24 protein-coding genes are annotated in these 24,113 nt (G+C 44.0%); 15 read left to right on the top strand and 9 right to left on the bottom strand.

The window, feature by feature from the left end:
* Positions 1 to 21: 21 nt before the first annotated feature.
* The 5 genes from SPIRS_RS12190 to SPIRS_RS12170 are packed head-to-tail and all read right to left on the bottom strand — an operon-like array spanning position 22 to position 3,949.
* A complete protein-coding gene (locus tag SPIRS_RS12190) occupies positions 22 to 918 on the bottom strand; it encodes an amino acid ABC transporter permease (protein WP_013254990.1) in 897 nt (298 codons plus the stop codon).
* Positions 915 to 1,766 (bottom strand): transporter substrate-binding domain-containing protein, encoded by an 852-nt coding sequence (locus SPIRS_RS12185; RefSeq protein ID WP_013254989.1) that lies wholly within the window; start codon positions 1,764 to 1,766, stop codon positions 915 to 917. Before SPIRS_RS12185 ends, SPIRS_RS12190 begins: the two co-directional genes overlap by 4 nt.
* 55 nt (positions 1,767 to 1,821) lie before the next feature.
* Complete coding sequence (locus SPIRS_RS12180; protein ID WP_013254988.1) at positions 1,822 to 2,577, bottom strand: amino acid ABC transporter ATP-binding protein; 756 nt, start codon at positions 2,575 to 2,577, stop codon at positions 1,822 to 1,824.
* Positions 2,535 to 3,317, bottom strand: a complete 783-nt coding sequence (locus tag SPIRS_RS12175) for an amino acid ABC transporter permease (RefSeq protein ID WP_013254987.1) — start codon at positions 3,315 to 3,317, stop codon at positions 2,535 to 2,537. The genes SPIRS_RS12180 and SPIRS_RS12175 overlap by 43 nt, the downstream gene beginning before the upstream one ends.
* Positions 3,318 to 3,364: 47 nt before the next feature.
* Complete coding sequence (locus SPIRS_RS12170; RefSeq protein WP_148224179.1) at positions 3,365 to 3,949, bottom strand: class I SAM-dependent methyltransferase; 585 nt, start codon at positions 3,947 to 3,949, stop codon at positions 3,365 to 3,367.
* A gap of 150 nt (positions 3,950 to 4,099) precedes the next feature.
* Here SPIRS_RS12170 and SPIRS_RS12165 point away from each other — a divergent pair, with 150 nt between their 5' ends.
* From SPIRS_RS12165 to SPIRS_RS12130, 8 genes are all read left to right on the top strand, one after another.
* Positions 4,100 to 5,203 (top strand): lipid II:glycine glycyltransferase FemX, encoded by a 1,104-nt coding sequence (locus SPIRS_RS12165; RefSeq protein ID WP_013254985.1) that lies wholly within the window; start codon positions 4,100 to 4,102, stop codon positions 5,201 to 5,203.
* A gap of 192 nt (positions 5,204 to 5,395) precedes the next feature.
* Entirely contained in the window at positions 5,396 to 6,538 is a 1,143-nt protein-coding gene (locus tag SPIRS_RS12160; protein WP_013254984.1) for an ROK family protein, read from the top strand.
* Between the two features lie 46 nt (positions 6,539 to 6,584).
* Positions 6,585 to 7,886, top strand: a complete 1,302-nt coding sequence (locus tag SPIRS_RS12155) for an ABC transporter substrate-binding protein (RefSeq protein WP_013254983.1) — start codon at positions 6,585 to 6,587, stop codon at positions 7,884 to 7,886.
* A 69-nt stretch (positions 7,887 to 7,955) separates the two neighbouring features.
* The gene (locus tag SPIRS_RS12150) at positions 7,956 to 8,834 is read left to right on the top strand and encodes a carbohydrate ABC transporter permease (RefSeq protein ID WP_013254982.1); all 879 of its coding nucleotides are present in this window, start codon (positions 7,956 to 7,958) and stop codon (positions 8,832 to 8,834) included.
* Between the two features lie 103 nt (positions 8,835 to 8,937).
* Positions 8,938 to 9,675 (top strand): carbohydrate ABC transporter permease, encoded by a 738-nt coding sequence (locus SPIRS_RS12145; RefSeq protein ID WP_216086388.1) that lies wholly within the window; start codon positions 8,938 to 8,940, stop codon positions 9,673 to 9,675.
* Positions 9,676 to 9,692: 17 nt separating this feature from the next.
* Positions 9,693 to 10,934: a Gfo/Idh/MocA family protein gene (locus tag SPIRS_RS12140; RefSeq protein WP_013254980.1), complete on the top strand. Its 1,242-nt coding sequence runs from the start codon at positions 9,693 to 9,695 to the stop codon at positions 10,932 to 10,934.
* Positions 10,931 to 11,866, top strand: coding sequence for an ROK family protein (locus SPIRS_RS12135; protein ID WP_013254979.1), 936 nt, complete (start codon positions 10,931 to 10,933; stop codon positions 11,864 to 11,866). Before SPIRS_RS12140 ends, SPIRS_RS12135 begins: the two co-directional genes overlap by 4 nt.
* Positions 11,863 to 12,597 (top strand): glucosamine-6-phosphate deaminase, encoded by a 735-nt coding sequence (locus SPIRS_RS12130; RefSeq protein ID WP_013254978.1) that lies wholly within the window; start codon positions 11,863 to 11,865, stop codon positions 12,595 to 12,597. Before SPIRS_RS12135 ends, SPIRS_RS12130 begins: the two co-directional genes overlap by 4 nt.
* Before the next feature lie 312 nt (positions 12,598 to 12,909).
* Here SPIRS_RS12130 and SPIRS_RS12125 read toward each other — a convergent pair whose 3' ends face one another.
* Together SPIRS_RS12125 and SPIRS_RS22690 are read right to left on the bottom strand one after the other, a co-directional pair.
* Positions 12,910 to 13,644 carry a hypothetical protein gene (locus tag SPIRS_RS12125; protein ID WP_013254977.1) on the bottom strand — a complete coding sequence of 245 codons (735 nt, stop codon included), beginning with the start codon at positions 13,642 to 13,644 and terminating at the stop codon, positions 12,910 to 12,912.
* Between the two features lie 490 nt (positions 13,645 to 14,134).
* On the bottom strand, positions 14,135 to 14,314 hold the full coding sequence (locus tag SPIRS_RS22690; protein ID WP_245537587.1) for a hypothetical protein: 180 nt from the start codon (positions 14,312 to 14,314) through the stop codon (positions 14,135 to 14,137).
* 16 nt (positions 14,315 to 14,330) lie between these two features.
* Between SPIRS_RS22690 and SPIRS_RS22685 the strand changes: the two genes are divergently transcribed.
* Positions 14,331 to 14,603: a hypothetical protein gene (locus tag SPIRS_RS22685; protein WP_245537586.1), complete on the top strand. Its 273-nt coding sequence runs from the start codon at positions 14,331 to 14,333 to the stop codon at positions 14,601 to 14,603.
* Between the two features lie 170 nt (positions 14,604 to 14,773).
* On the opposite strand, the gene SPIRS_RS12115 is transcribed toward SPIRS_RS22685, so the two are convergent.
* Complete coding sequence (locus SPIRS_RS12115; protein WP_013254975.1) at positions 14,774 to 15,940, bottom strand: iron-containing alcohol dehydrogenase; 1,167 nt, start codon at positions 15,938 to 15,940, stop codon at positions 14,774 to 14,776.
* Positions 15,941 to 15,955: 15 nt separating this feature from the next.
* Positions 15,956 to 16,729: a DeoR/GlpR family DNA-binding transcription regulator gene (locus SPIRS_RS12110; RefSeq protein WP_013254974.1), complete on the bottom strand. Its 774-nt coding sequence runs from the start codon at positions 16,727 to 16,729 to the stop codon at positions 15,956 to 15,958.
* Positions 16,730 to 17,226: 497 nt separating this feature from the next.
* Between SPIRS_RS12110 and SPIRS_RS12105 the strand changes: the two genes are divergently transcribed.
* The 6 genes from SPIRS_RS12105 (at position 17,227) to SPIRS_RS12080 (ending at position 24,072) form a co-directional block, all read left to right on the top strand.
* Complete coding sequence (locus SPIRS_RS12105; protein WP_013254973.1) at positions 17,227 to 18,561, top strand: Na+/H+ antiporter NhaC family protein; 1,335 nt, start codon at positions 17,227 to 17,229, stop codon at positions 18,559 to 18,561.
* A gap of 3 nt (positions 18,562 to 18,564) precedes the next feature.
* Entirely contained in the window at positions 18,565 to 19,776 is a 1,212-nt protein-coding gene (gene mtnK / locus SPIRS_RS12100) for an S-methyl-5-thioribose kinase (RefSeq protein ID WP_013254972.1), read from the top strand.
* Positions 19,777 to 19,862: 86 nt separating this feature from the next.
* Positions 19,863 to 20,930 carry an S-methyl-5-thioribose-1-phosphate isomerase gene (locus SPIRS_RS12095; protein WP_013254971.1) on the top strand — a complete coding sequence of 356 codons (1,068 nt, stop codon included), beginning with the start codon at positions 19,863 to 19,865 and terminating at the stop codon, positions 20,928 to 20,930.
* A 7-nt stretch (positions 20,931 to 20,937) separates the two neighbouring features.
* A complete protein-coding gene (locus SPIRS_RS12090; RefSeq protein ID WP_013254970.1) occupies positions 20,938 to 21,930 on the top strand; it encodes a 2-hydroxyacid dehydrogenase in 993 nt (330 codons plus the stop codon).
* Positions 21,931 to 21,935: 5 nt separating this feature from the next.
* Entirely contained in the window at positions 21,936 to 23,369 is a 1,434-nt protein-coding gene (locus SPIRS_RS12085) for an FGGY-family carbohydrate kinase (RefSeq protein ID WP_013254969.1), read from the top strand.
* Between the two features lie 7 nt (positions 23,370 to 23,376).
* Complete coding sequence (locus SPIRS_RS12080) at positions 23,377 to 24,072, top strand: class II aldolase/adducin family protein (RefSeq protein WP_013254968.1); 696 nt, start codon at positions 23,377 to 23,379, stop codon at positions 24,070 to 24,072.
* The last annotated feature ends 41 nt before the right edge of the window (positions 24,073 to 24,113 follow it).

Raw genomic sequence — 24,113 nt, 5'->3', positions numbered from 1 at the left:
CGAGGGCTCCAGAGCTCCGGCTTAATCGGAAAACCGCTTTCGTAAACCGCTTTCTATCCTCGAAGAGAGGATGGAGGCGGTGAAGGTCAAGAGAAAATAGAGAAGGGTAACGGCACTCCAAATCTCAAGGGTACGATAGGTTGATGCCGTCAATTCCATCCCCTGGAAGGTGAGCTCTGCAATGGAAATCACCGAAACAATCGATGAGTCCTTCATGGTTGAAATGAATTGTCCGGTAAGGGCAGGGAGGGCGTTTCGTGCCGCCTGAGGCAGGATGATAAGCCGCGTACGATCGAAGGATGAGAGTCCGAGGCTGTAGCTGGCCTCCCATTGTCCCCTATCAACCGAGCGTATTCCCGACTGAATGATTTCGGCGATGTAGGAGCCTTCGTAGATACCCAGAGTGACGACTGCCGAAAGAAAGGCGGTAAGCCTGGAAGGCTGCGATAAAAATATCGAGAGCAACCTTTGGACCAAAGGGGCGGCATTTCGTGCGGCCTGATCGATACCGAGGGGATCCAGAAGCTGGCTTGAGAAAAAGAAGTAGAAGATAAAGACCAAAACCAGAGGCGGCAGATTCCTGATAAGTGAGACGTAAAGGCCTGAAAGCAGCCTGAAAAAGCGGTTGCGTACCAATCGTCCAACACCAACAACGGTACCGATGAAGAAGGCGATGATGCTCGACCAGATCGACAATCGGATAGTGGTGAGAAATCCCTTAAGCAAGATTCCCCGTGGATTGAAAAATGAAGCGACTACCGGCTTCCAGTTCCATCTGTAATGCATCACCTGTGAGGAACGAAAAAGAAAAAGCGCGACGAAAAGAAGAATGACCACCGCCGACACAATGTCGACGGTGATACGAAGCCTCTTCGTTTTTGCATGAAAGAGCTGATGACGTGTTGCTGAAACTTTCATTCCAATGCTGACTGCCAATCCCTGGATTCAAACCAGTAGGCTTTCCGTTCTGCAAGCCACCCCTCGGAATCTACCACCCGTATCCAGCTATTGAATACGTTCAGGGCGTCGGCCTCTCTCTTGCGTATTGCAAAGCCGATGGGTTCGCGGGTAAAGGTCCCCGGTATGGGTAGATAAAGGGTATCTGAGTTTTCGATGGCTTGGAAGGCAGGCAGGGGAGCCGAGGCCACCATGGCATGGGCACGGCCTGTTTTCAGCTCCTGAAGCGCCTGGGCCTCATCATCAAAGAGTTTGATATTGGCATTCGGCATATATTTCTTGGCGGCATCGGCTGCTGTAGTACCGATTCTCGCCACAACGGTGACATCTGGATTGTCGAACTCCTCCAGAGAGCCGTATCCCGGGGCCGTTTCCTTATTTGCCACGATGGCCATCCCCGAGTAATCATACGGGATGGTAAAGTTGACCTTCAGGCTTCGCTCCGGACGAATCCCCATTCCTCCGATAATGACATCGAATTTTCCGGTCAAAAGCGCAGGAATGATCCCCGACCACTTGGTGGGAACAAACTCGACATCAACGCCGAGGTCCTTTGCAAGACGCTTGGCCACATCGATTTCAAAGCCGATTAGCTGGCCGTTCTTGTCATTCATGGCCCAGGGTACAAAGGTAGACATGCCGACCTTCAGAACACCACGGCGGGAAATTTCGTCGATCAGGCCTCCATTCCTTTGAGACTCATTCTCTGCGGTATTTTCTTCTTTGGGAGGAGCCCCACAGGCAGTGAAAAAGGAAAGGAGGACGACAAACCAGATAAGCATGAGAACGTAGCTTCTGCTTTTCTTCATAAAAACCTTCCTTAAGTGTTTTGGTTTAAAACCTATATAAATGGTATGTATTTGACTATTTGAAGTCAAATACTTTACGGAGAAACTCCCTGGACCGCTCTTGGGATGGCCGCTGAAAAAAAGCCTTTGCCTCCTGCTGTTCAATGACAGCCCCTTCATCGAGAAAGAGGACACGGCTGGCAACCTCCCGGGCAAAGCCCATTTCGTGGGTGACCGCAAGCATAGTCATTCCTTCGGCCGCGAGGTCACGCATCACCTGGAGCACCTCACCGATCATTTCCGGATCGAGGGCACTGGTCGCCTCGTCGAAAAGCATCACCTTCGGGTCCATGGCAAGGGCACGGGCAATAGCCACCCGCTGTTTCTGACCTCCCGAAAGCTGTGACGGATAGGCATCTATCTTGTCGGTCAGCCCAACCTTGGCAAGCAATTCACGGCTCCGCTCTTCCGCCTGGGCGGCAGAGCGTTTTCTTACCCGTATCTGTGCGATATCGATATTTTCACGCACAGAGAGATGGGGAAAAAGATTGAAGGATTGGAAGACCATTCCCACCTCGGTGCGGATGGTGAGGCGGTTTGCCGGTTTTTCGTCCAGGGGAATCCCGTCGACGACGATTGTTCCCGAATCGATCTCTTCCAATCCGTTGATGCAGCGCAACATGGTGCTCTTTCCCGATCCCGATGGGCCAATGACGGCCACCACCTCACCCTCCTTGACGGTAAGGCTTACCGAGTCGAGAGCCCTCACTCCGCCTGGAAATGTTTTGCTTATCGACGAGAGTTCAATGATCGGTCGATCAGGTGTATGCATAATTGTAACCCCAATGTAATGAGAAGATAGATGGCGGCAACGGTGAACCATATTTCGAAGGTGAGAAAGGTTTCGGAAATGATCTCCCTGCCGCGCATGGTGAGATCGTAGATGGCTATGGTGCTTACCAGCGCCGAATCCTTTACCGTGTTGATGGCCTGATTTGCAAGAGCTGGCAGGCTGGTTCTGAGAGCCTGGGGCAAAATGATCCGGCAGTAGAGATCACCCGAGGAAAAACCGAGGGAATAGGCTGCTTCCCATTGCCCCTTTGAGATAGAAAAAATTGCCCCCCGAAGGATCTCTGAGGTATAGGCTCCTTCGAAAAGAGAGAGAGCCAGTATTGCCGAAGGGGTGGCGGGAATATTGAAAACCGGTGCTATGACAAAGTAGATAAAAAAAAGCTGAATCAGAAGCGGGGTGTTGCGGATAAGGCTAACATAAAGCCGGGCGATCACCGGTGCGACGATGCCCTCGGAGAGTCTGGCAAGGAGTGTAAGCGTCCCTATGAGAAACGAAAAGAGGAGGCTGATGAGGGAGATCCACAGGGTCACCCCAAGCCCCCGCAGCAGGGGGCCGAAGGTGAACCGGCCTTCTGCTGCGGTAAAGAGGTATCGTTTCACCCGATACCACTGCCAATCGTAACGGACATTTCCCGAAATCCTGGAAAAGACGAAAATCAATAGCCCGGAAAAAAGAAGAAAAAGCACGGTTTCTTTCAGGAGATGCTTCCTCGAATCCATGGAACCAGTATCACAGGAAGAGGAAATTGCCGCAAGAGGGGATTACCCTACTGTTTTTGTAAAAAAAGAACATTGCGGTCCGCTTCGGCCTTGAGAATTTCAAAACCGAAGTGATCTGCGACATATTCCATGCTCTTCTTTGTGTAAAAAGAAACGTGAGTGAAATCCTGGCGATAGTACCAATCGACAAAATTGATCGTTTCCCGAAAAAAGCTTGTCATGATGCCAAGGATGCCGCCTGGCCGCAGCAGCTGTGCCATACGGGAAAACTCTTCCTTCGGCCGGTGAAAGTGTTCTGCTACCTCGCAGCAGGTGATGAAGTCGTACCGATGCTCTAAGACTGATTGTTCCGGGAAAAAGAAGGGATCGTAGCATGCTATCGACATACCCTTTTGTTCAAGCAACTTGGCCAGGACGGGGACCGGGCCACAGCCGTAATCGAGTCCGCCGGCCCCGGCGTTGAGGAGACGGCAAAGGGGATCGGCCAAGCGCCTGAGAAAGGCGAGGTAAGCTTCGTCTGTGGGGCGGTTTTGATGGAGCGCATAGCGTGAACGTTCGGCTTCCGGTTGAGGCAGGGTCGCAGGATCGAGGAAGATGGTCGAACAGAAATAACATCGGTAATAGCGTCCCATTTTATCTTCAGAGAAAATCTTGCAAGGGGAATGCCCGCACAAAGGGCAGGGCTGTAGATCATCCATACAGGCGGAAAGCCTATCGAAAAGAGGTTCCGTAATCAAGACGGGTAGCGGCCGAACTTTTTTTCCGGTAGAGTAGTATGTTGTATGGATATCAGAATTAAAGATCTATCGGTAAACGAATTGTATCAAAGCTCTGTTCTGCAGCAAACACGCTTCTGGTCTCTGGTTAAGGCCCGTCAGGGGATAGCCTCCCGTGTCTTCGAGCTTTCTGTTCGAAAAAGCGACGGTTCACTCGATAAGGAGACCCTCCTTTTGCTCCACCGCAGGCTTTCGGATGATGTCTCTGTCGCCTATGTTCCCTATGGACCTGAGATCCTTCCCGAACAGGAGGAAGAAGGGATACTGCTTGAAGAGCTTTCCGAAGGGCTGCGCAGCCACCTGCCGGAGACCTGTGCCTTTCTCCGATTTGATCTGAAGTGGGAATCCCCCTGGGCCCGTGACAGCGATTTTTTCGACCCTGAAGGAAACTGGTTGGGGCCTCCCAAGAAGAAAAGTCAGGAGCTGCGAATCAATTTCGCCACCCGGAATTGGAATCTGCGGAAGGCAAATACCAACATTCTCCCCACTAATACCATCTTTCTCGATTTGCGCAAAAGCGAACAGACCCTTATGGCGGAAATGCGCCCGAAGACCCGTTACAACATCAGACTCGCCGAAAGGAAAGGGGTGACGGTGAGAGTCGGCGGTTTTGACGACCTTCCGATCTGGAACGATCTATACAGCCAAACCTGCCGGCGCAACAGGTTATTCCACCACCGGGAAACTCATTTTAAGGATCTGCTCGGAATCGACCGATCGATATTTGATTCGAATACCGGAGTTCGTTTTTTAATTGCCCAGGCTGAAAAAACGCCACTGGCCGCCATGTTTCTCGTTTTTTCCGGAAAACGTGCCACCTACCTTTATGGAGCCTCTGCCTCGGTCAAAAGAAACCTCATGGCGACCTATGCCCTTCAATGGCGTGCGATACAGGAGGCCAAGGCCGCCGGTTGTCTTGAATACGACCTTTTCGGCGTCTCTCCTTCAGCCGATCCCTCTCATCCGCTCTACGGCCTCTACCGCTTCAAACGAGGCTTCGGCGGTGAGCTCTACCACCGCATGGGCTGCTGGGATTATCCCCTTGATGAGAACGACTATGAGTCCTGCGCCGCCGCTGAAATGAATAGCCAGGGCTACCATCTGCGGTAAAACCCTTGCGTCATCTGGATTACGACCGGAAAGTACGGAGGCGAAGATAAAGAGAAGCTGGAACCTGCTTGATTTCTGATTTGAGGGGTCGTGCTTTCCGTGTGTCCCAAATGTGGATAATTGTAGAAGAAATTACTTGACAGCCGTAACAATATAATTTATTAATTAACTTAAAAAATAAAAGGAGTAGAAATGGCTGATTATCCGGCTACGCGTATGCGAGATAACAATCGTAAACGGGTCTTTGAATTTATTCGTAGGAAAAAGCTTGTCACTCGAACGATGATTCAGAAGGAAATATCTGTCAGTTCTCCCACAGTCATGAAGATTGTAAAATTCTTTGAGGAAAAAGAAATATTGAAGGTCTTGGGGGAATTAACAAAGGAAGGCCCAGGCAGGAAATTGGAACAACTGCAATTCAATCCTCAGGCTGCGTATGCACTGGGAATTCTTTTTGATGGTCAGTATCTGCGTATTGGAATAGTTTCCCTTGGTGGTGAGATCATCTTTTCGGATGTGCGGTATTATGACAGGCTTGATAGCATCGGATCGATATCGGCAGAATTCTTGCTTCCCATAATTGGCGAAATTTTGGATAAATCTAACATACCAACTTCGAAGGTTCTTGGGGTTGGTATGGCAATCCCGAAGATCGCTGATTCTGAATCGGAAAATATCCATACCTTTTACAATCCGGATATACGGTACCCGTATCATGAAGTCTCGAAAAGTATATGCGATATCTTTGGTTTTCCTCTTTTTGTTGAGAATGATGTTAATGCAGAAGCGATAGGGGAGTTTTTCTTACGAAATTTGCCGGTTGATGCGGACTTAGGATATATATCCCTTGGGACAGGCTTGGGTTCTGGTCTTATACTGGACGGTTCCATCAGACGCGGTTTCCATTTTTCAGCTGGGGAAATAGGCCATATGCTGACAAGCAAAGAAGATGGAGTCGTACAGATCGAAGACTTGGTTGGTTTAAGGGCCCTTCAGGAGATTTGGAGGTTTAAATCACCCGAGGATTTAAACAACGTCAGCAAAGATATCAAGCAGGAAATTATTAGTTATCTGGTAGATAACCTCAGTGTGAGCTTAGCAAATATTATTGCCTTACTAGATATCGATCTCATGGTTTTAGGCGGAATAACTGCCCAGATTCTGGGCGATGATCTTATTGAAGCGATGTGCCGCCGTACCTCGGAGCTCCTCAGGTTCAATGTTGATTTACGTGCTTCGGCCTCATCTGAGGCAGGGATTATTGGATCGGCAATGATGGCAATAGACAATTCGTTCACAATGTTTCTGAAAGAGTCTCTGGCAGGTAATAACTGATAGCGTTGTTAACGCTTATGAAAATAAAAGAAAAGGCAGGTTTGTTATGGAAAGAAGAGGGAAAGTTGGGGTAATGGTATGTGTTATGCTACTGTTATTATCTCCTGTAATGGTTTTCTGTGCGGGGACTCAAGAGGCAAAAGATGCTTCTGCCCCTGTTGAAATCAAGGTCCTTTCTCCTTATGTGGGCACACATTCTGCAGCTGAATTTTTTGACTGGGCGTTAAAGGAATTTTCAGACACTCACCAGGGAACGATTAAGGTGAATGTTGAGGAAGTCCCCGGTGAGCAGAATTACGTGGATAAAATTAAGGTTTTATTATCTACCGATAAACTACCTGATGTTGTGTTCTCAAGTTACAATTTGTTGGACCTTTGTGTTGAAGCTGGAAAAACTGTAGACTTAACACCTTATTTAGATGCAGACCCTGTGTGGAATTCAGGCTTTGATCCTGCAACACTAGCATATAACACCTTTGATAATAAAGTCATGGGAGTAGCTTATTTTAAGCGCTTAATTGGTTATTATTACAATAAAGAACTTTTTCAGAAAGCTGGTATCAAAAAGCCTGCTGAAACATGGAGTGAGTTTTTTCAGCAGCTTGATATGCTCAAAAATGCGGGAATTACTCCTCTCTCTCTTGATACAGGTGATTCAGGCTGGATTACCTCTCTCTGGTTGAGCTCATTGGTTGGCACGAGTGGAAAAGTTGGTAATGATTTTATGAATAGGCAGCAGCCCGTTAATTATGAGTTTCCAGAGTTTATTAAAAGTGTTGCCTCTATTCAAAAATTCTTTCAGAACTATACCACTGGTGATGCTGTTGGGGGAAAGTACGAAAATGGAGCCGTGAATTTTTTCAGCGGCCGAACAGCGATCATCGCCAATGGGACCTGGATGGTGAAAGACTTTTCTGATCCCAATAAGGCCCCGGAAGGCTTTGCCGATAAAGTTGGTATTGCTATATATCCTGAAGGCGGGGTGTTTATGTCCGCCGCGAAGGGAGCTTTTTGCTGTTCAAAAACCAAAAGTAAGGCAGATGCAGCTGTTGAATTTCTTAAGTTTCTCACAAAGCCAGAGACACAGCAGCACTACTTCGAATTGACGGGAGAGTCACCAGAGTCTCCAAAAGTGGAAATGACAGATGTAATTAAGGAAAAATATCCCCTTGTAGCAGATTTATTTCGACTCTCAAAAGATGCAAAATATTTTTATCAATATCCTCAGGCGGCATGGTATGCAAATGTTACCGACCAACTTTCGGTATTGTATCCTTTGCTTGCAAATGGTTCTCTTTCACCGGAAGATTTTGCTAGAAAACTGACAGAAACTGCAAAGAATAATTAATGTGAGTATACCCCACCTGTCCTGCTATTGCTTATAGCGGATGGGTGGGCTGGAAGTGGAAGAAGAACAATGAAACATGATAAAGCTATCATCTGGATAATTTTATTTCTTTTGCCTACGCTTTTACTGTTTATAGCAATATATGGATTACCACTGTTGACGGTAATTGCCACAGCTTTTACAGATTGGCGGCTCTCAAAGCCTCTGACATTTGTTGGACTTGATAATTTTAAGCGCTTGTTATTTCAGGATGACAACGCAAGAAGAGCTATTTTAAACACCGTTGTCTGGGTTTTGATTCAGTCGACTTTACATGTAGCCTTGGGGACCTTGCTGGCCTTTTTGGCATTCAGGCGTAAACGGATTTGGAATGCTCTTTCCATTTCTTATATGATTCCAAACATCATTTCTCCTGTGGTAAGGGGAATGATTTTTCTCTTTGTATTCAATCCCCAATACGGTTTGGTCAATTCTTTTATTCGAAGGTTTATTAATCCTGAGTTCACGCAGAACTGGTTTTTTGATCCATCAACGGCGTTTTTTACCGTAACTTTGGGATGGTTCCTTTTTGCGGCTATTGTCATGCTACTTATTCATGCGCAAATGGCTACAATTTCACAATCGATTCTTGAATCTGCTATGATTGATGGGGCTTCTGATTTTCAGATCAAAATTCATATTATTCTTCCTTTGATTAAGCCAATGATTGGTACCTGCATCATATTATCTGCTACTTCAATGTTGAAGGAATTTGAATTTATTTATGTGACAACCCAGGGCGGTCCTGGCAATGTGACATTGAGTCTTCCTTTATATCTTTATAAGACTGCCCTGTTGGAAAATAACTATGGTTATGCAAATACAATTGGAGTTCTGCTAATTGTTTTTGGTATCCTTATTATTTTAGGAATCAATCGACTTTTTTTGGTAAATAAAGATGCCGAATAACAAATTATCAGGGAAAATAACAAAATCTTTTAGTCAGATTCTTGGCTATTGTTTTATTATAATTGTGATATGTATGTCTCTCTATCCATTGATATGGGTCCTTATGTCTTCATTCAAAACAACATACCAAATTATTGATGCTCCATTGAGTTTACCGAAGAGCATAAGCTTATATGGATACAAGTTAGCTTTTGAAATATCTCCTTTCTTGTTGTTTTACCGGAATAGTATACTGGTCACACTCTTTGGCGTATTGGGGAATATTATAATTCTGGCTTTGTCAGCATATGTTTTGGCAAGATTCAAATTTCGTGGAAGAAATGTAATTATTTTAATTCTGTCGGTTTCCCTGATTCTTCCAGCCACTGCTCTCATACAGCCCATATATATGCTTGTCATAAAAACTGGACTATATGATACAAAGACGGCTTTATGTTTAGTATATATCGCATTGGGTTTGCCGATCACTCTGTATATTCTCTTGGGTTATTACAAGACAATTCCAAAGGCAATAGAAGAATCAGCAATGTTGGAAGGAGCTTCTTTTCCACAGATTTTTTTTAAGATCATTGTGCCGATATCTTCTCCAGGATATGCAACAGCTGCTGTGTTGCAATTTATTCTTTGCTGGCAAGAATTCTTATTTGCTTTTATATTAACTACCGGAAACAGGAGTAGAACACTGCCAATAGCGTTACAGTACTTTTTAAGCCAATTCAATACAAATTATACTGCTTTATTTGCTGCAATAATTATGTTTGTAATTCCAATAATTGTGTTCTTTATTATTTTCCAGAAACAAATTATTAGTGGACTGACTGATGGATCTGTCAAAGAATAAAACGAGAGGTAAATGAGATGAAACAGAGTGTAAGAATAGGTTGTATTGGAGCTGGCAATATATTTACTCACGCCCATCTTCCAATATATGTTGAACTTGATCAGACTGATTTGGTGGCCATCTATGATATAGATAAACAGGCGGCAGAAAAGGCGAAAAATATCTATATTCGGATGTCGCAGGAACAGGGAAAGCCTGTTGATCATGATATCAAGGTTTGTTCATCTGCAGAAGAATTGCTAGCATTAGTGGATGTGGTTGATGTCTGTACATCGGTACGTTATCATGCGTGGTATTCTGCGTTGGCTTTGCAGCATAACGTCCATGTGATGACTGAAAAGCCTATGGCACGAACATGGCTTGAGGCACAGGCTGTTGTGGATGCACATAAAAAATCGACTGCGATATTTCAGCTTAACGATGATAATATTTTTATTCCTCGTTACTTGAAGATGCGCAATATTGTGGAGAGTGGAATTCTAGGAACGATCCAGGACATCAGGCTTGCCAGAGGAACTTGTAGCTCTGAGAGGGCAGAATGGTTTTGGAATCCCTTGGAAAGTGGTGGGGGAAGTATCATGGATTATGGTTCTCACGCCATTTTTTCCTCCTGGTTTATTCTTGGATTTGACAAAATACCAACCGATGTTTGCTCAATGCAAATACAGACTAAAGAACCTACCAGGATTATCAATTCTCAGATGCAGCGCGTGGAGATAGATGATGATGCTCATTTTAAGATCCGCTACATTGATCCACAGACCAATGATTGGGCGACTGTTTTTATTGAAGCAACATGGGCAGTCCCTGATTTTGCTGCAGATATGAGTGATGTGCACGGTTATCTTGAAATAAGAGGGTCAAAGGGATATGCAATTAATTATATGGATGATGAAAATAATGAATACATTAAAATAGGAAATCCATTTGGGAACCGTTTGCTTCCTGTTCAATCGGTAGAGTCTGAAGCATTCTCTTTTAAAGCAGAAATATTACATTTCCTCTCCCGTATAAAGCGTGATACAACTGATAGAGCCTTCTTTGATACAGATATAGCAGCAAAAACCATCAGTATCATTAATTGTGCTCAGCTTTCTGAATTGAAAGGTCGTAAAACCGTGACACTGTCTGATTTGGAAGTGTATTCCCAGAACTTAACGAAAGGTTCGGATAGTCCATGGGAGAAAGGAGATATGCTTTCTGTGGCTCTAGGTTCTTGTGCTTCGAATAGCAATACGGAGAGGGAGGAATCCCTTTGATTCTTGGCATTGATGTAGGAGCAACAAAAATAGCCATTGGCCTATTTGATGCTCCAGGACATATTGTAACGATGGAGACCTTGACTTCCCGGAAAACTGAAGAGAAGAATTCTTCTATTGAATCGATATTGGAAAAGGCATACATAAATTTCAATAAAAAACATCAATATAAATATGATGCTATTGGAATTGGAGTTGTGGGACATACTGATCCGGCTCGTGGAACTTGGTTAAATTCTTCGAACCTTTTTTTGAAGCAGAGTATTAATATGCATGATATATTCCACAGTCGGTCAGAAATTCCCATTTTTCTTGACAACGATGTCAATGCTGCAACAATGGCTGAACAAGCTTTGGGTAAGGGAAAGTCTTTTCGGCATTTCATTTATATAAATCTTGGATCAGGGATTGCTGCGGGGATTGTCAATGATGGTATCTTGATTCGAGGTGGGTCTAACTATGCGGGAGAACTAGGGTACAATATACTTGCGTATGATGGAAAAGCAAAGTCATTGGAATCTGAGGTTTCGGGTATAGGAATTCGGACTTTCTTGATGAATAACCGAAATAAGTTTTCAGAGGATCCTGCAAAATTTAACTATTCAGCATCTGCCCTATTCAAATTCGCGGAAGCAGGGGATAATCTTGCAATACGTCAGATAGAGAAAATTCGAACACTATTATTTCTTGCCGTTCATAATCTGATAACCATTTTTAACCCAGAGGCCGTGGTATTTGGTGGCTCACTGGCTCACGAGACTGCATTTTTGCAATCGGTAAAAGAGCAATTATATGATCACCTTGCACCAATTCCTCTACAGACTTTGAAATTTTGGGGTCCTTCAGAATTGGGTGTGAGTACAGTTGGAATTATTGGGGCTGCGCAACTTGCCTTTGATGGTATAGGAGCTTCAAAGGAGAAGACACTATGAATATAGTTGTTAGAGAGAGTAAGAACGACGTAGATGCTTATGTTGCTATGATTATGGCATCACGAATAATGTTGAATCCCGGATTGGTAATAGCATTAGCTACCGGTAATACGACCAAAAGTCTGTACCAGGTTTTTGCAGATATGGTGAAATTTACAGGTTTAAAAACTCAAGAACTACAGGGTTTGGCTGTCGATGAGTATTGGGGACTCCAGGAAAATGATAGTATTGGCTGTTTTACTCGCTTGAAAAATGCTTTTGTTGATGCTGGAATCTTGAAGCGTTCTTCTTTGTTCGGTCCTCTGACTATGGGTGCTTCTACTTGTGAATCTGTTTGTGAAAAGTATGATGTGCTTATAAGGAAGATGGGAGGAATTGATTTACAAATACTTGGAGTCGGTAATAATGGCCACCTTGGTTTTAATGAACCTGGAACCCCTTTTGCATCAACTACACATCGGGTTTCTCTTTCTCAGGGAACAAGAATGGTTCTGTCCGAAAAATATCATAAGTCATCTTTTTCACAGATTCCCGAGGAAGGAATTACTATGGGATTGGGAACTATCATGCTCAGCCGGGAGATTGTATTGCTCATTAAGGGTGAGCAAAAGGCTTCGATTGCTAAGCGTTTGATATCGGACCCTGTTACCGAGGCCATTCCAGCTTCTATTCTTCAAGTCCATCCCTGTTGTACGGTAGTTTTGGACAGAGAAGCTGCCCGGCTAATTTAGAAGATCGGAGGAGGGCTGGGAGGGCTTCTGATTTGACTCGTGGGTAAGTATAGCCAATAGTACATTGAATAGAGAAGGAGTAAACGGGTTTTGCCTCTGGCAGAAGAGACTGGAAAGAAATTAAATTACCGCTTACGAAGTTTCCACGTTTTACTCGACTATTGTCAGTTGGCGTCCCTGACGGCGGTTGGTTCGCTACCATTCACCCGATAACGCGTATTTTCTGTTCACCTGCTGAAGCCTCAACCTAAGCGCATATGACACAGGCGTTGATGAGAATGAGATTTCTCCTGCCTCGTGAAAGCTCGGGATTCACGTTCTTTTCCGTTGCACGATCCGCCGTATCACGAGCGCAAGTGCGGTCAGTATAAGGATTTCTCCAATCACGAATACAACCCAATTATAGTGGGTCGGTTTGTACCCCGTTATGATCCTCCAGAGCCCTTCGTCCTCCCAAAAGCTTTGTACATTCGCGCTGTGCTCCCGGAGGATGAGCCTGGAATAATCCACGATGAAGGTATACAGAATCACGCCGGCCCCCGTAAAAACCAGGGTCCACTCATGCCATTTTATTTTTACATCGTATGCCCGCTCTTGCAGATACACTATGCTGATGGAAATCAGTATCATGGTCAGGGCCGCAATGATGGGCGCCAGCACCGGCCCTGCCCACGTCACAGGAATGAGAAAGAGCACATCCCAAGTCAGGAGGGATGGCGGCCACTGTAGAAGTATTTTTAACCATATGTAGTAAAAGATATCCCACACGCCGAAGCAGTAGAGATAGTAGCACAACCTCTGCAAGGCGCCGCGGCCAGCCAGTGTCCCCACGGCGGCGAGCATTACGATTGTGGCGGCCTCTCGAATCCATTCGAAGAAGAGCATCTGTCGCGAGATCATGCCCAATGGAAAATCAAATCCCTTAGGATAGTATAGTTGCCGCAGATACACGACAACTATCGCTTCGAGCACTGCCATTGCTATGCCGAAGACAGTGAGCACTATATATGTTCGGCGGGCTTTGACAAGTGGTAGATCCATTTTCATTCCTTTCCTAAAATTGTATCTGATTTGTCGCAATGTGTCATTTTATTTTGGAAGAAGTAGGATTTTTTATACCTCCTTCTTACGAACCAGTTCCAGGTTCTGCCGTCCGTTCGAGGCTCCCCGGCTAAAGACATCCACATCGTTCATCTACATATTCCATAAGCCTATCGTATTCAGGGAGTGATTCCCGTCGGCTAGTTTCAGAACAAGGTAGAAGGGGAATACGTCTCTCCCTCTTCAGGATGTCCAGAAGATACTCGGGGTTGCTTTCTTCCTTCAACACCGTGAACTTTCAAGGCCTCCAGGAGCTGGAACTTCACCCAACCTTGAAAGTGATACCCTGGGCTATGTGAACCGGGGAGATGCAATGAGCATTCTCGATGAGACGAAAGAGCTGCTGAAGATAGGTGATATGGAATCGGTGTGGTACAGGATAGGCTTTGATGGATAAAAAGTAGAGGAGGAAGCACGGGAAGACAATCCCTGACTTTTAATCCCGAAATGCTTCGATCTCCTGCTGGTTGAGACCGGTAAGCTCGGATATTTCCTGAATCGAGTACCCTTTTGCCAGCATCTTTTTAGCGGTGATGACCGCCCGCTGCCTTTCGCCCTGCTCGATGCCTTGTTCGAGCATCATCTGGTCATGCTCTTTCATTTTGGTAAGTAACATGGATTTCACCTTCACAATGTCGTTGATCCGGGATAAAACCGGTTGTTTTTGTTGTTCTTCGACGGAAGCAAAGAAGTTGTTCAGCCACTGGACCAGAAGCTGGACCGCTTCAAGTTTTTCCTCGGTGATGATGGAAAGGAAGATATCGATCTCAGCCGCAAGCTCTTCGGGTGAGGGGTTTATCGGTGTAATTGATCTTCCAGATGAAGAAGAGGAACTTATAGCGTGTATCGTGCTCGTTCGGCATATGGTAATACTACTACGGGAAGGGTGGTTTGGGCAATTGTAGGGAGCCTTTAACGATGCGTTAAGGAGACGGAGGGCGCCGGAGGCGGTCCGAGCCGTAAGACGAGGACGGAAGCGATAAGCGAACCCCGGAGTCGACTGACCCGAGCCGAAGGCGAGGGGAACGCCCAGAAGAACTTCCGTCCAAATTATAAGGCCGCGATAGAGGGGGGCCTACAGCGCAAGATGTAAGATTTCGATAATCTTATCCTGGTCCAACGGAATGTAATGGCCTACCGTATTCTTTCCGTTGGAGGTAGCTCGCGCTGCCATTTCCGAAAAGTGGTCACTACCTATTCCGATTTCCGTGAGGCTTGTCCGTAGATTCAACTTCTTGAAGAAGCTTTTGAGATTGCAAGAGAGTTTCTGTGCCATTTCTTCCGGAGTATAATCATGGTAATCGACATTGAATACTCTATGTGCAAGTTGAGCGAGTTTTTCCGGCTTCTTGTCTGCCATGTATGTCGTCCAGGCAACCATTACCACGGCCATTCCTTCGCCGTGGGTAAGCTCATATTGGGCACTGATTTCGTGTTCTATACGATGAGAACCCCAATCAGAAACACGGCCTGTGTCCAATAAATTGTTATGGGCAATGGAAGCCAGCCATTGGACTTCCGCCCTTGCATCAAAATCGCTTGGATTTGCCATGATCCGTTCACTATTTAGTAGCAACGCTTTGATTGCCCCCTCAATCAGATAATCAGTCGTATCGACATGGGGAGTATCGGAAAAATATCGTTCCAGGAGATGGGAGAGAATATCCGCCAGTCCGCACGACGTCTGGTACGATGGAAGGGTGGTGGTGAAATCAGGGTTCATGATGGCGAATTGGGGAATGATACGATCATCTTCAAAGCCCACCTTGTTCAATCCATTTGTAACTATTGCTGCATTTGAAGTTTCACTCCCACTTGCCGGAAGTGTACTGATCACACCGATAGGAAGGACTTCTGCTATTGAGGCTTTCCCTTCAAAGAAGTCCCAGACATCACCTTCATAAGGAATTCCCAGGGCTACAGCCTTAGCGGTATCAATGGAACTGCCACCACCTATTGCCAATACAAAATCGACAGACTCCTTCCGCCCGAGATCAACCAAATCACGAATCAATTCAATCTTGGGATTGGGAACAACATCTCCACATTCAAAAAAACTAATGGAATTCTCGGAACACGCTTTTTTTACCGTATCATAAATGCCTAAGGTCTTGATGAATTCCCCGCTATACATCATGAGAAGCGATGTAGCATTGTTCTCTTTTAGCAAAGTACCTATCTCTTTTTCCGCACCTTTCCCAAATACAATCTTTGCAGGATTGTAATAATGAAAATTGACCATTTCTAACTCCTACTACTAGTTTTTTGGTTCGTAACACACATTGATTTCGTTGTTTTTGCAGAATATGTCCCATTCATCAGAGACTTTGCAGTCGGTAACGATTGTGTCGATTTTTGATACATCAGAGATTACGAAATCTGAATGACTGTTGAATTTTGTATGATCGACAACTAAGAAATTTTCTCTTGAATGCTCGAGCATTGATCGCCGAATTGCAGCCGCTTCCTGGCTGTTGTCGGTCAAGCCAAATTCAAGTTCTACCGATGGACAGCTGATGAAAGCTTTGTTTGCCGTATAGTTGTTTACATCGGAAAGGGTCTGAATTCCTTGAAAGGCCCGGTTGTTTGCATTCCAGAAACCACCAAGACAAATAAGATGTTCGTCTGCATCCATGTGATAACTATTTATGATATCGATGGAGTTTGTGATGATGGTTATATGTCGTCTAACCTGGATAAGAACCTCTGCAATCCGACGACACGTGGAACTTGCATCGAGGAAAATGGTATCACCATCTTTGATAAAATCCAGTACACAATGAGCCATTTGAGTTTTTTCTTCATTAAAGAAGGTATTACGAAGGGAGACTGGTACGCTCTTATCATATTCATTAGGAATATACGCTCCGCCGTAAATCTTTTTAGCAAAACCTTGCTTTTCCAGTTCAAGTAGATCACGCCTGATTGTTTCGGAACTGCAATCCAATTGCTGGCTTATATCTGAAATTAAAATACTTCCATCTTTTTTAAGGATCTGCTTAATCAATTCCTGTCTGTCAATTTTTAACAATGTATTACCCACCTAAACAATATATTCTTTTCCCTTGGCACTACGAGCATATAATCAAAGAGCACAAAATGCAACATCAAAATTTTCACAACTTCCACAACATTCCAAATAAATATCCATATACAATGTGGTACTTTTCGATTTTTAGAGGACTTGAGTGGTGTTAGGCAGAACATGACGTATTCCAATATAGCTATATGATTTACGTAAATCATATAATAACGGTTATTAAAATGATGAATAACTATATTTTATAAGAAAATAATTATGTATACAGTAAAAATATTCGATAAGAAATGATCTGAAACTATAAGAATCGGTACATAAAAAGAAGATTGAAAATTTATGAAAATAAATTTTGACTTGTGTGGAATTATGTTGTAAGATGTTGAATCGTTTGAGGAGCTCCACAAAATAATTAGTCACGATCGCCGTGTGTGTTTCGTTGATAGGTTACACACAACTACAACTTTGAATGGATGTAAAGGAGATTTTGTATGCTTAAAGAAGATGCCGGGAAAGGCAAAGGTGGTTTTATCGGATTACTTCCCCTCATTATTTTTTTGGTGCTGTATGTGACTGTGGGGATTGGAAGTGGGAGTTTTGACAATATTCCATTGGCAATCGGTATTTCCATCGCATGTATTGTTGCATTTATCCTGCCCAAAAAGGGGGATAAAGAGACCACGTTTGGTGATAAAGTCACGATATTCTGCAAAGGTGGTGGAGAGAATACCCTTATTTTGATGGTAATCATCTATCTGCTTGCAGGTGCCTTCTATGGTGTAGCAAACAGCATGCATGCCGTTGACTCAATGGTAAACTTTGGTTTGTCGATTCTCCCTGGGCGGATGATCTTGCCTGGTCTGTTCCTTATTGCCTGTCTGGTAAGTTTTTCCATGGGAACTTCCATGGGTACGGTTTCTGCATTGATCCCCATCGGTATTGCCCTCTCTTCTAAGATTGGAGTGAATGTGGCACTCGTATGTGGACTTATCGTTGGCGGTGCAATGTTTGGTGATAATCTTTCCTTCATTTCCGATACGACCATTGCTGCAACCAGAATGCTGGAAGTTGAGATGAAAGATAAGTTTAAGGCAAATATTCTCATGGTATTGCCGGCAGTCATCATAAATGTGCTGGTTTTAGCCTTTGTCAAAATCGATGCGCCTGCGGCTGGAACCGTATATGCATATAATTTCGTCAATATTATTCCCTATATTCTCATTATTCTTCTCTCCCTTATGGGGATGAATGTAATGCAGGTCATGCTGGTTGGTATTCTTGGTGGTGTTGTAATCGGCCTTTTTCATGGCGATTTCACCTTACTGGAATCACTGAAGGTCGTGCATACCGGTATGACGTGGATGGAAGATATGGCTTTGATTGCTGTATTGGTAGGCGGTTTGGTTGCCTTGATGAAATACCTTGGTGGTATCGATTGGTTGTTACATGCTCTTACCAGAAAGACAAAGACAAGACGTGGTGGTGAGCTGGCTATTGCTTCTTTGGTAAGCCTGCTGGACATTGCCACTACAAATAATACCATCTCCATCATTTCAGCTGGTCCGATTGCTCGCGACATTTCTGATGAGATGGGAATCGACCGTCGTCGTGCAGCGAGTATCCTTGACCTTTTCTCTTCGGCATTTAACGGTCTCTCGCCATATGCAGGCCAGTTGTTGGTTGCAGGAGCAATGGCTAAAATTTCACCGGTTACAATTATCCCGTACGTGTGGTATTGCCTGATGATGATCGTCTTCGGTCTCATTTTCATTGGTATTGGTTGGCCAAATAAGTTTACTGAGAAAAGCCTCATTGGTAATAAATAAAAAATGAACAAGGATTATGCAAAGCACTTTTTGATGAAAGCAGAGGATGTGATGGCTTGTACCATTGATTTGGTTCATTATTTCGAACCAGGTGCAAGACTTAGCTGTCGTGAAATTGGTGATGGAAATATCAATTATGTATTTGTTGTCACCGATGAGGATACGGGACGATCTATAGTTGTGAAGCAAGCAGATAAATTTGTTCGTTCTTCAGGAAGACCCCTGAACTTGAATCATAACAAGATTGAAGCCGATGTATTATCCATTGAGGGAGCATGTGCTCCCTCAATGGTTCCAAAAATCTACTATTATGATGAAGTAATGTGTGCATTATATATGGAAGATATTTCTGCATATAAGAATCTCAGGAAAGAGATGGTGCAGGGGAAGATTTTTCCTAAACTTGCTGAGGATATTTCCACGTTCATGGCCGATACCTTGCTTCCATCCACTGATTTGGTCCTTGATCGTGCAACAAAGAAGGAACGAGTTAAAAAATTCACAAATGCTGAGCTTTGTGATATCACTGAAGATCTGGTTCTTACCGAACCGTATTACGATTACAAAAAGCGAAATATCATTACTGCCGGAAATGAGGAATTTGTTGAAAAACATCTCTACCAAAATGAGGACCTGAAAAGCGAAGTCGGTATCCTTCGAGATGAATTTATGAATCATGCCCAAGCTTTGGTCCATGGTGATTTACATTCGGGTTCTATCTTCGTTAATGAAGAGGGGCTGAAAGTGATAGACCCTGAATTTGCATACTACGGGCCTATTGGATATGACATCGGTAATGTCATCGGTAACATGTTTTTTGCTTGGGCACATAAAGCATATGTCCACCCGGAAAACACAGAATTTATTCATTGGGCGAAAACCGCAATTACTGAGATTGTAGCTTTGACAAAAGCCAAACTGGAGAAGAAATTTGATGAGATTGTTTCTTTCCCCTTATATAACGCAAAGTTTAAAGAGCACTACTTAGCAAATATATGGTCCGACTCATTCGGATATGCGGGAACCGAAATGATACGGCGTGTGGTTGGTGATGCAAAGGTCCAGGAACTTAATGATGTTACAGATCCCGTGTTGAAAATTCCTATGGAGCGGGCGCTCATTGCAACTGGAATTCAATTAATCATGAGAAGAGCAGCTTTAGCGACAGGATCCGAGCTTGTTGAAATTTTCGAGGATGTGATGGAAGCCTATTGAGAAAATGCTTTGAATGCTTAAACGCAACAGGAGCGTAAGGCTTGTCGTTGTCATGTTGAAAACCTACTAGAGGAGTATTGGAAGAAATGGAAAGAGCGGACGAAGGTTTAGCCTTCCTCTTACGATATGAAAATATTGCTTGGTATAAAAATGGAGAAGTTAGGATCCTTGACAGAAGGATTTACCCTATTCGTACAGAATTTGTAACGTGCAAGAGTGTTCAGGAAGTTGCCCAAGCTATTAAAGATATGGTAACGCAAAGTGCCGGGCCGTATCTTGCAGCAGCGATGGGGATGGCACTTGCTGCCCATGAGATTGCCGATAGGAAAGATGTTGATGTCCTTACATATATGGAGGATGCTGCCTATACCTTGTCCCATGCCCGGCCGACGACCGTTGAACAAATGAAAAGGATTGTTGGGGGAGCTGTGGATATTGTTCGGCAGAGCCTTCGGGAAGGGACCCGAGGGGAAGCTCTTGTAGAAGCGCTGTTCCAATATGCATTCAACTTTGTGAACAATAACTATAAGAAATATACGCTTGTCGGAGAAAATCTGGCCAAGTTGATTCCCAAAAACGGAACGATCATGACCCAATGTTTTGGAGATACGGTGGTTGGAACAATACTACGTGCGTGTAAGCGCCTGAACAACCCGATCAAGGTCATCTGTGCAGAAACCCGCCCTTATTTCCAGGGGTCGCGACTTACTGCAAGTGTGGCGTGCGATATGGGATTCCCTGTCACTGTGATAACCGATAACATGCCAGGTTATACATTGAAAGCAAAGAATGTCGATCTCTTTACCTCCGCTTCAGATGTCATTACCGTGGATGGTCATATAATCAATAAAGTTGGTACCTTTCAGATTGCCTTGGCTGCCCATTACTATGGTATTCCCTATTATGTCACCGGCACCCCAGATCCCGATCATCCTGACATACGTGATGTAAGAATAGAAGAGAGGGATCCTGAGCTCGTGCTTAAAGCCTTGGATGTGAAGCTTACCATGGATGGAGTCGAAGGATTCTATCCGGCTTTCGATATCACCCCACCGGAGCTATGTAGCGGAGTGGTAACTGATTTAGGCGTGTATCTACCACAAGACCTAAAACGATATTTCGCTGATTCTGAAAAGAATAGTCAGGAAGAATAGGATAATCATGAAATTATTAGTACGTGCCCCAATGACACCAAATCGTATTGAAGAGTTGGAGAACTATTTTAGTGAGGTAGTCTACCTCCCTTGGACAGAAACAGGAGAACGATATTACGAGGATGCCATGTTGGAATCCTTGAAGAAATATGAACCCGATGTGTTAATTACGGAGTTGGATCGTATCACAAAGAAGGTTCTGGACAATTACCATAATCTTCAGGCTATCGGTGATTGCAGAGCTAATCCTGCCAACATCGATGTTGATGCCTGTACAGCCGCCGGTATCCCTGTACTATGTACTCCTGCACGTAATTGTCAGGCAGTTGCAGAGATGGTTGTCGGTTTGGTGCTGACATTGTATCGGAATATCATCCCTGCCACCCAATGGGTGAAAGAGATGAAATGGGTGGAAGGTACCACTCCCTACTATCTGTGGATGGGCCATGAGCTGCAAGGTAAGAACATTGGCTTTGTTGGGTTTGGTGCGGTAGGAAAGGCAACCGCGCATCTCTTTGAAGCTTTTGGTTGTGAGATATCCTTTTATGATCCCTATGTGGAAGCTGTATCGAGTTCCTATAGAAAATGCTCAGTCGAAGAGATTTTTTCTGAGAACGATATTGTATCCATCCATCTCCCTGTTTTGGATAGTACTCGCGGTATGATCAACAAGAAACTCTTCTCTTTGATGAAACCTGATTCTTTGTTTGTGAATTCTGCCCGAAGCGCGGTAGTTGATTACGAATCTCTATGTGAGGCTTTGAAAGAGAAACAGATTTCTGGTGCGATCCTTGATGTTTTGGATACCGAACCTCCAAAGCCTGAGGACCTTGAAATTTTGTCCTACCCAAATGTGTTGCTTACCCCGCATATTTGCGGAGCATCCTATGAAGTTACAAGCCATCAGTCCGATATTATTACGAATAATGTGATCCAATGGCTGGAAGGAAGAAACCTTGAGAGTGTTGTTTATAATAAACACGTTTTGAAGAGTAGGTGAGCATCATGGATGCATATTATCTCGTATTTGATATGGGAACAGGTAATTCGAAAATAGCCATAGTTTCTTCGCAAGGAAAAATCATTGGATCGAGGGTAATAGAAAATCACTATTACAGAGATGAAAACTACCCCGATGCACAATACTTTCTCCCCCAAGAATGGGAAACGAGGCTTCTATGGATGGCTGAAGAATTATTGCGTGAATTCTCCGATATCAAAATCGACGCAATAACCGCTTCAGGGGCTCGGCAAAGTGTTGTCTTGTATGATGCCGCCCACGTGGCATGTATGGGATTACCAAACATAGACAACCGCGGCCGGCAGTGGATGGACGAAATTGGAGGAAAGCAAGAGATTTACAAGCGTACCGGTAAGTGGGTAACTGAAGATTTCATTGCAGCTAAGCTGATGGGTTTCAAGAAAAAATACCCACAGGATTTTTCTAAGATTTCAAAGATTACGAGTCTGAGCGAATGGATTGGTGAGATTTTCTGCGGGGAAATTTTTATTGAACCGTCACAGGCCTGTGAAACTCAGCTTTTTGATATCATTGATATGCAGTGGTCAGAACGTATATGTAAAGCATATGGGATAGATCCACGAATACTTCCCGAGATACAGCTTTCAGGTTCAAAACTGGGAAGTATCAAGCATTCTCAATTGCAGCGTTTTTCATTGGGTCCCGATGTGGTTTTCATTATTGGTGGGGCCGACACACAATTGGCTGCAAAGAGCAGCCAATGTACAGATGGGGATATCGTTATTATTTCTGGTACTACTTCCCCTGTGGTAAGAATACATGAGGAGCAATATTACGATCCAGACGAGCGATGTTGGGTCGATTGTAATATAGGAGGGAAGAATTATTTAGTTGAAACAAATCCGGGTGTTACAGGATTGAATTATCAACGATTCAAGGAACACTTTCTCTCGGATTATAGTTACGAGGAATTGGAGAAGAAGTATGCAGAGAAAACAGGTTTCCCTTGTACCGCTTCTTTCACTTCTTTACTTTTTTCCCGCCAGAAAAGTTTAAAGATGGGAGGATTTGTAATGAAATCGCCTTTTAGTGCTGATTGTGACATTACAGATCTTGCATGGGGGCTGCTAAGTGATACTGCTTGTGCGATTTATAATCAGTATTTATCTTTGTGCAATATGATTCCCTTTGAAAGGGACTATATACGTTGTTGTGGAGGAGGCTTTCGATCACCAACTTTGTGCCAGTTTCTTGCTGATTTAACGGAGAAAGATATCATCTTGTTAGGGGATTATTCACAGGCCTCGATAATCGGATGTGCTGATGTTTGCAATGAGTATTTTGCTAGTAGTCGATCTACAGAGGACTCCTGTATAACATACCAGCCAAAGGTCCGTAAGGGTATACAGCAATACTATGAGGATTGGAACAAAAATCGTCTAATGTTAAATGAATGATTAGCAAATGAAGAAAAACGACATTACGTTTTTACTACATGCCTTTGTAGGCAAGGAGAGAGAAAATATCATGGACCCTTTTGAATTTCAGAACGAACGAAAAATAGTTGCCGATTATATGAATCGCTTATATGACCGGCAACTGACTACGGCAAGTGGTGGAAATATTAGTTTGCGAATTGATGATGAAAAATTTTGCATTACCCCATCAAGTTTGGATAAAGGAAATCTTACTCCCGATTTGATTGCAGTAGTCAAATTTGATGGAACAAATCTGACTCCCCATTTGCCTTTGAGCATTGAGACTGAAATGCATCGTATGGTGTTGCAGGCTCGACCCGATATGAAGGCAGTTGTCCATGCACACCCCACATATGCAAGCGCATATTCAACGGTGCAACCCAATAGTATAGACACAAAGCTCACTGCTGAAGCATATTGTGTCATAGGTGAAATCGTGAATGTTCCCTATAAAATGATGGGAACGAAAGGGCTTGCTGAGGCTGTAGCACATGATATAAAAACTCATAAGGTATTATTAATGGAAAATCATGGTGCTATAGCAGTAGGTAAGACCATGTTGGATGCTTTTGACTGCCTTGAATTGTTGGAAAAGTCCGCGATGATCACGTATATAACCCGGGATTTACCTGGAAGCCATAGTCTCAGCAAAGCACAAATTGCAGAACTTGATAACAGATAGTTCATGCTTTTAGGGGAATAACGTGCAATAACCTTTGTTGC

This window comes from Sediminispirochaeta smaragdinae DSM 11293, assembly GCF_000143985.1.
Lineage (GTDB): Bacteria > Spirochaetota > Spirochaetia > DSM-16054 > Sediminispirochaetaceae > Sediminispirochaeta > Sediminispirochaeta smaragdinae.
Note: the sequence above shows the minus strand (reverse complement) of the source record. Positions and strands in the feature narration are given on the sequence as shown.